Below are 14215 nucleotides of genomic sequence, written 5' to 3'. Positions count from 1 at the left end.
ATCATTCCTACCTGTATCTGTAAATTTTATTTCTTCAGTAACTGGTTTAAATGAACCAGATTTGCCATTTGTTGATTACCTTTATCATTTGGATGTAAGTGATCACCTGAGTCATAAATCGGGTTTAATCGATCGGGATGTTTTGAATCTTTTAAACCTTGATCAAGATCAAGTACTCCATCAAATGTCTGACTGGTTCTTATCCAAGCATTAATTTTTTTCCGTAATTGATCTTTGTTCGGTTGGTAGTAGTTATCTAAAGGGGTATTGGGTAAAGCACCCGAAAATGGAGGTAAGGTTGCCCCAATTACTTGAATGCCTTGTTTATGTGCTTCATCTACGACACGTTGATACCCTTGAGTTAATGCTTCAAAAGACGGTATTTCTTGTTTAGGAGCAAAAGCAGTACCCGGCCATGAAATATCATTAATACCCACCAGAACAATTAACGTTTTCACCCCAGAATATTGAAACACTTCTTTTTTCAAGCGCTCTAAAGCACTGTCGCCCATACCGTCTGTGAGTAGTCTATTTCCTGAAATTCCGCTATTAATCACAGCTACTTGATGTGGTGATAAACGCTTAGCTAAAAAGTCGGTCCATCTCGTGTTTGCATCTAGAGTTGCAGTGGCACCATCGGTAATTGAGTCTCCAATGACCGCAACAACATGAGCTTTATGCTTTGGTTTTACCTCTATCGCAGAGAGTAATAATCTTGCAGTGGTTGTTTTAGCATCGGTAGGAGTATTTAAATTTGCTGTCTGGTTACCCGTAATCAGCCAACTGGTTTGTTTAGCATCCCAATGAAAAGTTTTAAATGTCGTTGGCTTTTGAATAAAACTATTTACTATTAATTGTGCATGATTAGGAACAGAGAGATGAATTGGATCACTAATCAATTGTTTACCCGGTAAAATTTGTGCTTTGAGCTTGCCTGAGAAGTAAACTGGATAAGCACTCGTAGATTTTAGACTTTTTGAATTAACTAAACCTACGGTGGTTTTATCAATGTAAAGCGGCTGTTCACCATATTGGTTGGTGAAAACCAGTCTAACTGCTTCACCACCCAAACTAATTTGACTAACTTGTCTGATCGTTTGATTGGATATTTGCTCGGGAATATGTGTTGGGAAAACAAAATCTTTATTCCAGACCTTTTGTGGGCTCGCTGACCAACTGGTAATCCATTGGCTTTTTTGTACTTCTGCTTGCGCTACGGTAGACAATAAAACTAAAGAGAAAAGGGTAGATTTATAAAGTTTCATCTCATGAATCCTTAAAACGAATTAGAGTCATCTTGAAACAAATTATTGGCTTGTTATAGCGGTCTAAGCGGAATAAGATTTGTGAATCAGATTCATAAATAGATTTCGTTATGTCATATTTTGATATTAATCGATCTGGCGAGCTGGCAATTTTTATTCGGGTGGTCGAATTAGGAAGCTTTTCAGCAGTAGCGAGAGCATGCGACATGACGCCGTCTGCTGTCAGTAAATTAATTGCTCGGCTCGAAAAACGACTTGGAGTTCGATTACTGAATCGTTCAACACGCCAGTTTCAGCTCACAAGTGAAGGCTGTCAGTTCTATGAACAAGGTCTTCAAATACTCAGTGAGCTAGATGAGCTTGAACAATCTGTTACTGCAAATCACACACCTAAAGGACGAATAAGAATACATACCAGTCTTTCATATTGGACCCATTTTTTGTTGCCGTGCATTTCTTTATTTAATCAGCGCTATCCACAAATTGAATTAGAGGCTCACTTAAGTGATGAAGTCATTAATTTAGTTGAGCAAAGAATTGATGTCGCGATTCGGACAGGACCTTTAAAAAGCTCAAATTTGGTGGCTCGCTCATTGGGGAGCACTCATAAACATTATGTATGTTCACCTAGATATATTACACAGTGTGGTTGTCCACAGCATCCAGAAGAACTCTATGAACATCAGCTTTTAGACGTAAGTTATCAGCGCCAGAATAAGACATGGTTATTTAAAAAAGAGAATCAAGAAATCACGCTCGTACCTACTCAGGTTTTAAGAGTAAATCATGGAGAAGCGATTTTGCAGTTAGCACTTGCCGATGCAGGCATTGCACAACTCAATGAATTTCAAGTTCGAAAAGCGCTAGAACAAAAGCAGTTAATTAAAATTCTTGAAGACTGGAATGTTAATGCTTCTGAAGAATTTCATGCTGTCTGGATCGGGCATGATAAATATGTTCCTAAACGTGTAAGGGTCTTTCTAGATTTCTTGGTGGAACATGCAAATATCAGTTAATTGAGTTCTTTCTGGCACTTAACTGACACTGGTGAATTGTTTCATTCATTGTTTCCACAAAGTTCATGTTCGCATCAATATTTTGTAAGCTTACTTTTTCTAGATCTTCTACAAATTGTGGCGAATAATGTTCTTCTAAAGCGTTATAAATACAATTGCATTGTGAGAGCGCATGACCTGACCACACACAATGAGTATTGAATTCGTTTTTACTGATAGGTCTGCACCCTAATAAACTTATAGCAATTATTAATAGAGTGCACACTAAAACAATACGATATGAAAAAAACATCATTATTGCTCTTCGTTGGTTGTTGTTATCGTTAAGTTGTGCTTATAGATGCGCTCATCTTTAACTGGCGTTAAATATTGAGATCTTTTCCCTAAAAAGATAAAAGTAGGGATAGGTAAAAAGATGGGAAGAATTCTTTAAACGTGTTTTAAGCTGAACAATAAGATAATGAAGAGTAATAAAAATAAAATGATATAAAATAATAGTCATTAGAGACTCCTTGATAAAAGAAGTTGTGCCCAATCACTGCTATTAATTATGGTGGTGAAACGAAAGAGGGTTAGCAGACTGATACCTAAGAAACCAGCACACCCGAAGGTGTCCCACTCCCGTTCCTCCGTCAAAGGCACGAGGGGCTCCACACCAAAAACATGTTTTTAGTGCACTTAGGTAGACGATCTGCTAAAACCGACTGACAAAATAGGTCAGCCGGAGCATCATAAGCTGAGCCTTAAAGCGGGTCAATTGCAAAAATAAAAGATTGGTTTATATAAACAAATATTAATATTTTTAAATTTTCATTAATAAAATAACAAGTTATTTAGAATTTAAACAATTGAATAATTATTAAACCTAATTTCTACAATGGAGTTTTAATGTTTATATATCAAAGATTTATTAATTGTTTATTTATATATTGTTTGTAATCATTGGCTTAATAAGGCACAAACTCAGAAAGGATGAGCAATTTTATTTTTATGAATATGGCAATCTTAAATAATTAGCTAGTGCCAAAATTTAATTAAAATATCAATTGCAAGAATGGTATTTTTTAATCATTTATTTAATTTTGATTTTACAAAAGCTTGCATAACCTACAAAAGTTAAGAGAACCACAGCGGTAGGTCAACAGAAGATAATGTTATTTATAAGCCGACATCTTAAAATTCATAAGGGTGACTTCAATGTTAAGAATTTTTTGTGCAGTGAGTATGGTCGTTGCAATTGCAATGGGCATGAGCGCTTGCCAAGATAGAAATTCAAGAGATGATGAAAATCATGGTGCTAATGACCCAACCACCGCTCACCAAATTGATAAAAATTCATAACTATTTTTTCTAAGAAAGCTCACTTTTAGGTGAGTTTTCTTATCGTTATTTTCTATAAAATATGTAACATAATAAAAAAGATAATTATATGAAAATACAAAATTAATCAGTAAATTAGTAGGTTATTATCTTTCTTCGAATTTGTTGTTACTGAAGTGTTTCTATAATGAGTTATAGTTTCAAAAAATTAATAAAATAAACACAATAAATTACTTATATTCATCCTAAATTCATTGTAGTCATGGCAGTTTTATAAAGGTAAGGATATGCCCCAGTACTTAAGAATAGCTGAGAAAATATATCAAAATGTTAAAGAAAAAAAAGGTTTTACAGATGACCATATGGAAGATCTTAACAATTTGATGATTGAACTCAGACATGAGCTTAAGGGGACAAAGCTTAAGCTTTTATACAATTATATTGATTTTGCTGAATTACTTATTAAACCTCTACAGGAATCTAAAATTAAATTGGATTTAAGTATTATTCCGCAGAGTAAGAATACTCAAGAGTTTGTATTGTGGCTTGCGAGTTTTATTGAGCGGATTACAACGGGCGGACAAGAAAAATTACCGCCAATCCGAGCTAAGGTTACTTTATCTTCATATGATTACGAAGATAATTACTCATCAATGCAAAATCCAGTAAATAACGGGGAAGAAATTATTGAATATTTTAAGAAAAAAGATAGTTAAATAAGATGCTATAAAAAGAGCTTATTTCCGAGGGCCAATAGGAAATAAGCTCATATTTTTAAATTAATAAATAGAAGATACTACACTACAAATACTATCTATCGTTCCATGCATCTTTAATTGCCTGTTTAGCATGTTCCCATTTTAAGCGGGATTCAGCTTTCAGCTCTTCCCATTTTTGTTGAAGGTTACCTTCGACATCTTCAAATTGAGCACCTTCTTTAGATTCGGTACGGGCACGATGACCTAATTCATAGGCTGTCGAGAAATCTCGATCATAATCTAGATCTGGAGTAGTAAGTTGAGCTTCTTGATAATAAGGACGAGTAACATAACTTTCGCGCCAATAGGTATCAGAATAGTTATGGTCGCCGGCTGGCAGTCGTGCGTGATCGCTATTTTGATCTGTCATCAGTTTTTCCTCATCTATTATTAAATTTTATGCTTATGTTGAATTTAGGAAGGTGAAGGCACCTTCCTAAATAAAATGAATGACCGCATCAAATGACAATTAAATCGGCAATGAATTAACGTTGCTGATTATTGTTATTTGGGTTTTGTTGACTTGGATCTTTTTGATTAGAGCCTTGTTGTGGGCGGCGGTTATCATTTTGCTGTTGTTGCTGATTGTTTTGTTGCTGTTGATCTTTTTGCTGTTGGTTGCCATTTGGCTGCTGTTGGTTATTGCGCGAATCGTTTTGCTGCTGTTGTTGCTGTTGATTATCGCGTTGATTGCTTTGATTATTAGTAGTGCTCATCTTTAATTACCTCATATCATTTATGATGTGTGTTTTATCTGAGAGCTTCAGATAGGTTTATTTAAACATGAAAATTTTAAATGTGTAGCCTAAGGGTGTTACCCTATATTTAACTGTAACTTTAGAAATTAATTAAAACCTTGATTTTTATATAATGAAGTTTTTATCAATAAACATAATTAATATGAAGATCGATAAAATTACATTTAAGTACATTGGTGTTAAAGAAACACTATGATCATTTCTAAATATGTATTTGTTATTTTTTATTGGTGAGATTCTATTTTTTATTATCTAATATTATGAATTCTATATCTTGAGTAATGTAATAAACAAGTTGTCTAAGTTTAAAGTAAGGAAGGCCCTTAAATATACGACGGAAATTATAAAAATTATTTTTATAATAAATAGAATAAAAGAAGGTACCTACAGGTTTTTCTTTTGTTTCTGATCCCCCTTTTTTTAATAATCCTGTGCAAGCAACATAAAGATCTGCCTTTATAAGTTCTTTGCCTTTTGTGATCATCTCTATGGTGACCGGCATGGACTCAGGTGTATGTTTTTCAATAAGTTCAGAAGAAATATGAAGTGTATTTTCTTTAACACGTAAGTCATAACTGACTAAGCTTCCAATAAAAATATCGCCGGAATAGGGGCTTAAAGAAAAGCGATAAGCTAAATAGCCCGCAGAGGCACTTTCAAAAAATGCAATTTTAATTTTTTCTTCTGCTAATAATTTGCAACATGAGTTAAACATTTTTCTATCCTTAGCTATGTTTTTAAGTTATTTATAGAATTATTTTAAATTATTTTTTGTTAACTTTTTAATCTTTATAATTTTAAAGGTAACTCAAATGTAATCAAAATTTAAAATTTATATATTTTTTATAAAAACAGACAGTTAAGTTATTCTAAAGATGAGAATGTAACTTTGTGTTATAGGTTATGTGCCTGAATTTAAAAAGTTTATAAAAAAACAATTGTTTTTAATAACGCAATATAACAAAGAGAAGCTGGGATTATAGGATGAGTAAAGTATGGTATTTTATATCTCACAAAAGGAGAATAGAAATGCCTGTTGTAGTGAAAGAAAGATTATTAGACCTATTGCAAGATAATCAACAGAACTATTACGAATTATTTGTTTTTTTCCTTGATCCTGATATTTCTAGTTTTGAAAAAGAAAAGAAAGCAAGAGATTTTCTAACTAAAGAAATAGATAAAATAGATCAAAATGAAATTGATTTCCCTTCAAATATAAATATGGTTAAAGCATGGTGTGAGAACAATAATAAAGAAAATTGTGAGGTATTTCAGTCTTATTTAAACCGCAGACAAAGCGGAGGTGAGAGAGAGTACTTTAATAATGTCGGTCAGGCGTTTGAATTTTTAATTAAAGTTTCTCCAACCAAAAAAGTAGATGGTGCATGGCTATATAGTTGTGTTCACTATTGGAATGACCCAGTTTTCCACGATCTTATTATTACCTATTTGGAAGAGCTTGGGTTAGGTGAGCCTAAGGCAAATCATGTATGTATATATGATGACTTGCTACGTAGTTTGGGACTCGATAGCTTTGAGCTGCTTTTAGCAGATGAATATTACCATAATGCTGTGATTCAGTTGGCGCTTGGTTATGCTCCACCTGAGTTTATTCCAGAGATTGTGGGCTTTAATTTAGGCTATGAGCAACTGCCACTTCATCTACTTATTAGCAATTATGAGCTTGCAGAGCTTGGCATCGATTCTAAGTACTTCAATCTCCACATTACCATTGATAACATTGATAATGGACATGCAAATAAAGCGATTAAAGTTATAGAAAATATTTATGATAAATATAGAGATAAAGAACTTTTTCTAAGTAAATTAAAACGTGGTTTTGCGCTAAACAATCATGGCGTAGGCTCTTCTAGTATTATAAAAAATTTAAATCTTGAAGATTTTGTTCTTAAAATTTTAAAGAGAAAGGCATTGGTTGGGCAGTTAATTCATAACGAAACTAGAGATTTCGGGTGCAAAACGATTAATCAATGGTTATCTAACCCAGACGATGTTGAGGGGCTGGTATCTCATTTAATTGAAAATAAGTGGATTAAATTTAATGCTGACCCTGAACAGAGTGTTTTCTGGAGATTAATTAATGATGAGAATGGAAAAATGTATGGGGTATTTAACCCTGTAGAGCGTCAGATCATTCATGACTGGATTGCGGGCAATGATCATTCTTCTAATTTCTTGGCATATAGCAGAGCATTAAATACTAGCCAGCGTATTCAAGATTATTTATTTAGCTATATCTCTGATGGCGAGCTTGATGCATTACAAGACCGTGTGCAGAAATCACATGATCTTGCCATAAAAATATGCAAACTGACTCCGTTTTTGGGGCCAGATTCACATCATAAAAGTATTGGGCTTTGGAGCACACGCAAATATGTTGAGCTGCTTTTCCCATATTTAAGTTCTTTTAATAAAAACTAGTTCTTTAAGTTTTTTACTTCACCCCACGTTTAACTTTAAAACATAGGTAATGAACATGACTGATAATGGTAAATTAACAAATAAAACAAGTGAAATGGCTGGCGCTGATGAGCCAAATAAGGCCAATACTACTCAAAAAACTGAACAGTTAGACACAGTCAGAGATGATGCTACAAATCAGGCTTTAACCACGAATCAGGGGGTTAAAATTGCTGATAACCAAAATAGTCTAAAAGCAGGAACGCGCGGATCAACACTATTAGAAGATTTTATCTTACGAGAAAAGATCACCCATTTTGACCATGAACGAATTCCAGAGCGTATTGTGCATGCTCGTGGCGTAGGAGCTCACGGTTATTTTCAGGCATATGAAGGCAACGAACGCTTAACAAAAGCAGGTTTTTTGACGGACCCAAGCATTCAAACGCCAGTTTTTGTACGTTTCTCGACTGTACAAGGGCCACGTGGTTCAGCTGACACCGTTCGTGATATTCGTGGATTTGCTATTAAATTTTATACGCAAGAAGGTAACTTCGATTTGGTCGGCAACAATGCTCCGGTTTTCTTTGTACAAGATGGTATTAAGTTCCCTGACTTTGTACATGCCGTAAAACCTGAACCAGATACTGAAATGCCTACTGGAGGGAGCGCCCATGATACATTTTGGGACTTTGTGTCTTTAGTACCAGAGTCAGCACATGCTGTGATTTGGGCCATGTCTGATCGTGCTATTCCTCGTAATTTACGTTCAATTCAAGGCTTTGGTGTGCACACCTTCCGTTTAATTAATGCTGAAGGTAAAGCTCATTTTGTTAAGTTTCACTGGACCCCGAAACAAGGCTTAAGCGCTCTGGTTTGGGATGAGGCACAAAAACTTGCAGGTAAAGATCCTGATTTCCATCGTCGTGATCTTTACGAAGCCATTGAGCAAGGCGTATATCCTGAATGGGAATTAGGGGTGCAAATTGTCGCAGAAGAAGATGAAATGAAGTTCGATTTCGACTTACTTGACCCAACAAAAATTATTCCTGAAGAATTAGTTCCTGTCACACCTATTGGCCGATTTGTTTTAAATCGAAATGTTGATAATTTCTTTGCTGAAACAGAGCAGGTTGCTTTCTGTCCAGGGCATATTGTGCCAGGTATTGATTTTACGAATGATCCACTATTACAGGCACGACTATTTTCATATACCGATACACAGTTAAGTCGTTTAGGCGGACCGAATTTCCATCAAATACCAATTAATAAACCTGTATGCCCATTCCATAACAATCAACGCGATGGTATCCATCAACATACAATTCATAAAGGGCAAGCTTCTTATCAACCAAATTCAATTGATGGGAACTGGCCGGTTGAGACACCTCCAGCGGCAGAAAATGGTGGATTTGAAAGTTACTATGAGAGAGTGAGTGGTCAAAAGATTCGTGAAAGAAGTGAATCTTTTTCCGATCATTTTTCTCAGCCTCGTCTTTATTACAAGAGCCTTGCACCTCATGAGCAAAAACATGTGGTCGATGCGTATACCTTTGAACTCAGTAAGGTAAAAAGAAAATATATTCGTGAACGTCAGGTCCAACAAATTTTGGCGAATATCGACCTCGATTTAGCACGTCAAGTGGGTGAAAATTTAGGTATAGAAGTACCTGATCTTAGCCTCGATTTTAAGCCTCAAGCCGTTGAAAAATCGGCTAAGTTATCCATGCTTGCTTTCCCGCCAGCCGATATTAAAGGCCGAAAAATAGCTGTACTCATCCATAATTTGGTGAAGTCTGATGCATTAGAAACCATTAAAAACTGGGCAATTAAGGAAGGGGCTATTGTTCATTTATTGGCACCGAATCTAGCACCAGTTAAAGATCATCAAGACAAAGTTATTGCAGCTGATGGCATGCAAATGGCAGAACCATCCATTGCTTATGATGCAGTGATTATTCCAGATGGCGATAATTTAAATGCCGTGATACAAGATGGTGTAACTCGTCATTACATACTAGAAGCCTATAAGCATTTAAAACCAATCGTATTTTTAGGTAATAAATCTGACCTACTTGAACCGTTAGGTCTAGTGGCAGACGAAGGTACTTTAATTGAAGATAACTTCAAACATGTATCAGAGAAACTTAAAAACTTGCTTAAAGCCCACCGTGTTTGGTCTCGAGAGCAAATAGCTCAGCACGTTCCTGCTTAAAGTAAAAGCCTTGAAGGTTAAAGCTTTCAGGGCTTTTTTATATCGTGGCCGCAGTCGTGACGATGATTATAATGTCCGTGGTCAAAACTCTCGTAATCAAAAGCGCGATGCCTCTGGACGGATTACCTCTTAAGCATCGCGCTTTAAAAACAAAGGAGGCTTTTGCCTCCTTTGTTCTTTAATTTATATTTACTTTACTGTGGGAGCAGTTGTAGTCCTTTTACAATATCAATGTACTCAGAACCGTTTAACCAAAAAGATTTTTTTAAAAATAACGTCGTCATAATACTTTCAGCTGCTTCACTTTCCGGATTTTCACAGAAAATTCCATAGCTTTCGCCTAATACCGCATCATTTTCAATCAGGCGAATATAGTAGGCATGTTGCTCATTTGCATAACCTAAAACTGCATCACGTTGATTTTTCATTTCGCATGTCTCCATACCAAAAACTGAATTAACCAGAATGTTAAGTGCTCAGAATCTCATTTGATAAAAATCAGAAAACAGTCAGTGATAAAGACTATTTCGCAACAGGTTGTGATTTTCTTCAAATTGCCATTTTAGTTTAAACATCCCTGTTAAAAGCAAAATGGATTAAAATCTGATCATGGGATTTATTGTTATGCAAAAAAAAAGTTTCGTCAACTTGAAAATGTAACTTTTTCAAGTTACATTGTCTGCATAGGATTTGAACGGTGAAATGGGGGCGATATGTCAAAGAAAAAAGAATTTGAGCATGGCGGCGTCCGAGAAAATGCCGGTCGTAAAGCACAGTTCAATGAACCCACAAAAGTGATTCGTGTTCCAGAATCTCAAGTGAACTTTATCAAAAATTGGTTACTGAATAATGTCAAAACCGACAACCGGACAGATTTTAGCTCAAAATTGAAGGTTCAACAGGTCCATGCAAATAACGATAAAATTTACCATATTCCTTTAGCTACTGAACGTGTTGCTGCGGGTTTTCCGTCGCCAGCGCAAGATGATATTGAGCAAGCACTCGATTTAAATGAATATTTAATTAGAAATGAAAATGCCACGTTTATTGTCAAAGCAAATTCTTTGTCAATGCTAGACGCTGGAATTGATATTGATGATCCGCTTATTGTGGACCGTAGTCTTCCAGCTAAATCTGGGGATATCGTAATTGCACTCATCGACAATGATTTCACTGTTAAGCGCTTAATGATTGATAATAATTACCACCCACCTAAAATTTGGCTAAAAGCAGAAAACTCCGATTATCAAAATATTTATATTGAAGAAGGGCAAGAACTGGTCATTTGGGGAGTCGTGACTTATAACCTCAAACGAATGAGATAAGGCGTTGCTTTCATATTTTATGGTTTTAGTTACTGATCCGAAATAGGGACCAGTAACTCTAAGCTAAGTAATATTTTTAAATTTGCTCAATCAATAAACATGTGGCGATGATTACCATAAGACCACCTGAAAAACGGCCTACTAAACGTGCTGCTTGTGGTCTGGTTTTAAGAATAGCTTGTGAACCATAACCTACCATTAAGTAAATAATGGCGCAGCTAATCATGTGGACAACACCAAAAGCAACAATTTGCGTCGTCACTGACCATGAGGCAGTGGTGTCAATAAATTGAGGAAGCAAAGCTAAAAAGAGTAAAAAAACTTTCGGGTTTAAGCCACTCACATAAACGCCTTTTGTTGCCCAGCTCAACCATGATTGCGCTTTTTCAGACTCAGACTGATTTGGAGTAGGAGGGGTAAGTAATAAATTTATTCCCATCCATAATAAATAAGCAGAACCCGCAACAGTAAGAATCATCAGAGCCGTCGGGTTATTTGCTACAAGCAGACCAACACCAGCCGCGACCAATAAAATCGTAATAAAGTGCCCAAATAGCATACCTGCAACAGCGGGTACGACGACTTTGCCTTTAATTCCTGCCGAGATGGCATACGCCCAGTCTGCCCCTGGGGTAATAATAAAAAGAATGGAGACACTCCAAAATGCGATAAAAATGTTAAAAGCCATATGCTTATCTCGGCAAACTATTTTCCAAAGGTTTCGCTCGGTGTTTTAGAAAAAATTCCTATTCATTCGAACTTGTTGAAAATAATATGCTCATGTATTTAGAATGTGCTTTTAAATGTTTGCTCATATCACACTCATTTGGGGTAAATTTTTCTAAATGGATCGCACAGATAAAAAGATTCTTGCTGAATTGCAGTTAAATGGCCGATTATCTATTACTGAATTGGCAGAAAAAGTAGGCTTAAGCATTTCACCATGTCATAGGCGAGTGAAGGCTTTAGAAGAGTCAGGAGCCATCAAAGGCTATCGGGCAGAACTCGACCCGAATTTAGTGGGATTTGAGTTTTCAGCGATTGTTTTTATTACGCTTAAAGAAGGTGATAAGCAGGCAGTTGAGAAGTTTGAAAATGCCGTGATTGATATTCCGCAAATCATTCAGGCCCAGCGCTTATTTGGTGAGCCAGACTATTTGCTGCATGTGGTTGCAAAAGATTTACCCGCTTTTCAACGGCTATATGATGAAAAGTTATCGGCTATTCCGAGCGTACAGCGGCTCATCTCAACCATTGTGATGAAAGATGTCGTGCCTGAACGTTTATTTCCGATTGGCTAAAATCTTTAGGGATAAAAAAAGAAGCTTTAAAAAGCTTCTTTTTTAGTCTTCAGGATATTTAGGTATCTAGTGTTTTACACAAAGAGCAGATCGTACCGTTATGTTTATGAGAGAACATAATATCTGGACGCTCGTAACCTTCTTCACATACACGGCAGTGGTAAACTGTTGCAACTGGTGTACCTTCAGCGTCAAAACGTGGTTCTTTAATGCCGTCATCATGTGACTTGATGTAGTATTTTCCTTTGGTTAATAAACCCATGATTGGTGTTAATACAAAGGCAAGTACAAGCGCGATAAGCGGTGAGTAAGGAGCCAAGAAGCTACCAAGTAATCCGAAGAATGCGGCAATCGATAGTCCTGCTGATACAAGGAATGCAACCATACCGACAGGGTTTACGTTGTAGAGCATGTCGTGACGATATTCTGGTTCTTTTGGTGAAAGCTTTAAAACATATTTGTTGATTGAAATGTCTGTTGCAACGACCACAACCCATGCAATCGCAAAGTTTGAATAGAACCCTAAGATTTTACCCAGTACTGCAAACATGTTGCCTTCCATTAATGCAAGGGCAATTGCCAAGTTCACCATCACAAAGACAATACGACCCGGATAATGCTTGCTAATACGAGTATAGGCACTTGTCCAAGCAAGGGAGCCAGAGTAAGCATTGGTCACGTTAATTTTAATTTGAGAAATGACCACCAAAATAACCGCAAGTGTTAGAGCAGCCCAGCCCGGAAGCATGTCATGAAACGCTGCATTAAATTGTTGAACAGGCTCAGTACTGTTTACACCTGGTAATTTTGTTAATAAGTAGAAACCTAAAAATGCTCCAATAATTTGTTTGATTGCCCCTAAAATTACCCAACCTGGACCTGCTGAAATTACGGCTGCCCACCATGCTTTGCTATTTTCTTTTGTTTTAGCTGGCATGAAGCGTAAATAGTCAATTTGCTCACCAATTTGCATAATCAAAGATAGGCATATACCAGCACCTAACATGATGGCTGCCATATCTACAGTCGCAAAACCTTCTTTACCTGTAAAAGTAGCAAACTGGCTGACTAAGGTGGGTTCTTGGTAAATCAAATAGGCCACAGGACCAATCATGAGAATGAGCCAAAGCGGAGTTGTCCATACTTGTAATTTACTCAAGGCTTTCATGCCGTAAATCACCAGCGGAATCACCATAACGGTTGAGATGAGGTAGCCTGCCCAAAGCGGAATACCTAAACCGAGTAATAAGCCTTGCGCCATGATTGAACCTTCAAGGGCAAAGAAAATAAATGTGAAACTGGCGAAAATGATACTGGTGAGGACTGATCCGATGTAACCGAAACCTGCGCCACGGGTAATCAAGTCGAGGTCGATGTTATAGCGTGCCGCGTAGTAGGCAAGAGGAATACCAGTTAAGAAGATAATAATTGCTGCAAATAAAATGGAGAAAACCGCATTGGTTGTTCCATAAGACATACCAATACTGGCGCCAATAGAAAAGTCAGCAAGATAGGCAATACCACCAAGTGCAGTAATAGCAACAACTTTGGGACTCCAGCGCCGAAAGCTATGAGGAGCATAACGTAAAGTATAATCTTCTAAGGTTTCATTCACTGCTTTTTGTGAATCTGTACCTTGCACAGTGTCCAGATTTGGATGTTCAGATACACTCATAACATCAATCTCCCAATCATTTTCGGTCAATCAACACAAATATTGATCATTGTTTTTTGATGAATTTGAGTGTGTGATTTTTGATGAAAATTGGAAATACGTTATTTTGCGTATATGTGCGTATTCGAGAAAATCGCCATGATAAATGACTTTTGGCATAA

The 14215-nt window shown here is 36.4% G+C and carries 15 protein-coding genes; 7 read left to right on the top strand and 8 right to left on the bottom strand.

Translation table 11 applies throughout. The features are described from left to right. Positions 1-26: 26 nt before the first annotated feature. On the bottom strand, positions 27-1265 hold the full coding sequence (locus AC07M3_RS03460; RefSeq protein ID WP_494566519.1) for an SGNH/GDSL hydrolase family protein: 1239 nt from the start codon (positions 1263-1265) through the stop codon (positions 27-29). Positions 1266-1375: 110 nt separating this feature from the next. Between AC07M3_RS03460 and AC07M3_RS03455 the strand changes: the two genes are divergently transcribed. Next, positions 1376-2281: a LysR family transcriptional regulator gene (locus AC07M3_RS03455; RefSeq protein ID WP_494566518.1), complete on the top strand. Its 906-nt coding sequence runs from the start codon at positions 1376-1378 to the stop codon at positions 2279-2281. Here AC07M3_RS03455 and AC07M3_RS03450 read toward each other — a convergent pair. Then, positions 2274-2576 (bottom strand): hypothetical protein, encoded by a 303-nt coding sequence (locus tag AC07M3_RS03450; protein ID WP_494566517.1) that lies wholly within the window; start codon positions 2574-2576, stop codon positions 2274-2276. The two genes, AC07M3_RS03455 and AC07M3_RS03450, sit on opposite strands and share 8 nt — an antisense overlap. Positions 2577-3478: 902 nt before the next feature. On the opposite strand from AC07M3_RS03450, the gene AC07M3_RS03445 reads away from it, so the two are divergent. Both AC07M3_RS03445 and AC07M3_RS03440 read left to right on the top strand, forming a co-directional pair. Further along, the gene (locus AC07M3_RS03445) at positions 3479-3622 is read left to right on the top strand and encodes a hypothetical protein (protein WP_209830557.1); all 144 of its coding nucleotides are present in this window, start codon (positions 3479-3481) and stop codon (positions 3620-3622) included. Between the two features lie 266 nt (positions 3623-3888). Further along, positions 3889-4317: a hypothetical protein gene (locus AC07M3_RS03440; protein ID WP_209733332.1), complete on the top strand. Its 429-nt coding sequence runs from the start codon at positions 3889-3891 to the stop codon at positions 4315-4317. Positions 4318-4411: 94 nt separating this feature from the next. Here the strand turns inward: AC07M3_RS03440 and AC07M3_RS03435 are convergent, their stop codons facing one another. The 3 genes from AC07M3_RS03435 to AC07M3_RS03425 all read right to left on the bottom strand — a co-directional run bounded on the left by AC07M3_RS03435 (position 4412) and on the right by AC07M3_RS03425 (position 5832). Continuing rightward, positions 4412-4729, bottom strand: coding sequence for a hypothetical protein (locus tag AC07M3_RS03435; protein WP_494566516.1), 318 nt, complete (start codon positions 4727-4729; stop codon positions 4412-4414). 115 nt (positions 4730-4844) lie between these two features. Then, positions 4845-5075 (bottom strand): hypothetical protein, encoded by a 231-nt coding sequence (locus AC07M3_RS03430; RefSeq protein ID WP_375038698.1) that lies wholly within the window; start codon positions 5073-5075, stop codon positions 4845-4847. Between the two features lie 280 nt (positions 5076-5355). Next, positions 5356-5832 carry a CinA family protein gene (locus AC07M3_RS03425; RefSeq protein ID WP_307010281.1) on the bottom strand — a complete coding sequence of 159 codons (477 nt, stop codon included), beginning with the start codon at positions 5830-5832 and terminating at the stop codon, positions 5356-5358. Positions 5833-6146: 314 nt separating this feature from the next. Here AC07M3_RS03425 and AC07M3_RS03420 point away from each other — a divergent pair, with 314 nt between their 5' ends. Together AC07M3_RS03420 and katE are read left to right on the top strand one after the other, a co-directional pair. Then, positions 6147-7559: an iron-containing redox enzyme family protein gene (locus tag AC07M3_RS03420; protein ID WP_494566515.1), complete on the top strand. Its 1413-nt coding sequence runs from the start codon at positions 6147-6149 to the stop codon at positions 7557-7559. A gap of 49 nt (positions 7560-7608) precedes the next feature. Continuing rightward, a complete protein-coding gene (gene katE / locus AC07M3_RS03415) occupies positions 7609-9753 on the top strand; it encodes a catalase HPII (RefSeq protein ID WP_494566514.1) in 2145 nt (714 codons plus the stop codon). A gap of 194 nt (positions 9754-9947) precedes the next feature. Here the strand turns inward: katE and AC07M3_RS03410 are convergent, their stop codons facing one another. Beyond that, entirely contained in the window at positions 9948-10181 is a 234-nt protein-coding gene (locus AC07M3_RS03410) for a hypothetical protein (protein WP_092705480.1), read from the bottom strand. A 285-nt stretch (positions 10182-10466) separates the two neighbouring features. Here AC07M3_RS03410 and AC07M3_RS03405 point away from each other — a divergent pair, with 285 nt between their 5' ends. Continuing rightward, on the top strand, positions 10467-11078 hold the full coding sequence (locus tag AC07M3_RS03405) for a LexA family protein (RefSeq protein ID WP_133746278.1): 612 nt from the start codon (positions 10467-10469) through the stop codon (positions 11076-11078). Positions 11079-11154: 76 nt separating this feature from the next. Here AC07M3_RS03405 and AC07M3_RS03400 read toward each other — a convergent pair whose 3' ends face one another. Beyond that, positions 11155-11766, bottom strand: a complete 612-nt coding sequence (locus tag AC07M3_RS03400) for a LysE family translocator (RefSeq protein WP_494566513.1) — start codon at positions 11764-11766, stop codon at positions 11155-11157. Between the two features lie 157 nt (positions 11767-11923). Between AC07M3_RS03400 and AC07M3_RS03395 the strand changes: the two genes are divergently transcribed. Continuing rightward, entirely contained in the window at positions 11924-12379 is a 456-nt protein-coding gene (locus AC07M3_RS03395) for an Lrp/AsnC family transcriptional regulator (protein ID WP_000376211.1), read from the top strand. A 58-nt stretch (positions 12380-12437) separates the two neighbouring features. On the opposite strand, the gene AC07M3_RS03390 is transcribed toward AC07M3_RS03395, so the two are convergent. Then, on the bottom strand, positions 12438-14054 hold the full coding sequence (locus AC07M3_RS03390) for a purine-cytosine permease family protein (protein ID WP_494566512.1): 1617 nt from the start codon (positions 14052-14054) through the stop codon (positions 12438-12440). Between the last annotated feature and the right edge of the window lie 161 nt (positions 14055-14215).

Source organism: Acinetobacter sp. GW821-FHT09D10 (assembly GCF_059416285.1).
This window is presented reverse-complemented; position numbering and strand designations above follow the sequence as displayed.

Bases quoted from the DNA above. Each gene is read 5' to 3' on its own strand.
- AC07M3_RS03460 (WP_494566519.1), bottom strand. From the start codon at position 1,265: ATGAAACTTTATAAATCTACCCTTTTCTCTTTAGTTTTATTGTCTACC.
- AC07M3_RS03455 (WP_494566518.1), top strand. From the start codon at position 1,376: ATGTCATATTTTGATATTAATCGATCTGGCGAGCTGGCAATTTTTATT.
- AC07M3_RS03450 (WP_494566517.1), bottom strand. From the start codon at position 2,576: ATGATGTTTTTTTCATATCGTATTGTTTTAGTGTGCACTCTATTAATA.
- AC07M3_RS03445 (WP_209830557.1), top strand. From the start codon at position 3,479: ATGTTAAGAATTTTTTGTGCAGTGAGTATGGTCGTTGCAATTGCAATG.
- AC07M3_RS03440 (WP_209733332.1), top strand. From the start codon at position 3,889: ATGCCCCAGTACTTAAGAATAGCTGAGAAAATATATCAAAATGTTAAA.
- AC07M3_RS03435 (WP_494566516.1), bottom strand. From the start codon at position 4,729: ATGACAGATCAAAATAGCGATCACGCACGACTGCCAGCCGGCGACCAT.
- AC07M3_RS03430 (WP_375038698.1), bottom strand. From the start codon at position 5,075: ATGAGCACTACTAATAATCAAAGCAATCAACGCGATAATCAACAGCAA.
- AC07M3_RS03425 (WP_307010281.1), bottom strand. From the start codon at position 5,832: ATGTTTAACTCATGTTGCAAATTATTAGCAGAAGAAAAAATTAAAATT.
- AC07M3_RS03420 (WP_494566515.1), top strand. From the start codon at position 6,147: ATGCCTGTTGTAGTGAAAGAAAGATTATTAGACCTATTGCAAGATAAT.
- katE (WP_494566514.1), top strand. From the start codon at position 7,609: ATGAACATGACTGATAATGGTAAATTAACAAATAAAACAAGTGAAATG.
- AC07M3_RS03410 (WP_092705480.1), bottom strand. From the start codon at position 10,181: ATGAAAAATCAACGTGATGCAGTTTTAGGTTATGCAAATGAGCAACAT.
- AC07M3_RS03405 (WP_133746278.1), top strand. From the start codon at position 10,467: ATGTCAAAGAAAAAAGAATTTGAGCATGGCGGCGTCCGAGAAAATGCC.
- AC07M3_RS03400 (WP_494566513.1), bottom strand. From the start codon at position 11,766: ATGGCTTTTAACATTTTTATCGCATTTTGGAGTGTCTCCATTCTTTTT.
- AC07M3_RS03395 (WP_000376211.1), top strand. From the start codon at position 11,924: ATGGATCGCACAGATAAAAAGATTCTTGCTGAATTGCAGTTAAATGGC.
- AC07M3_RS03390 (WP_494566512.1), bottom strand. From the start codon at position 14,054: ATGAGTGTATCTGAACATCCAAATCTGGACACTGTGCAAGGTACAGAT.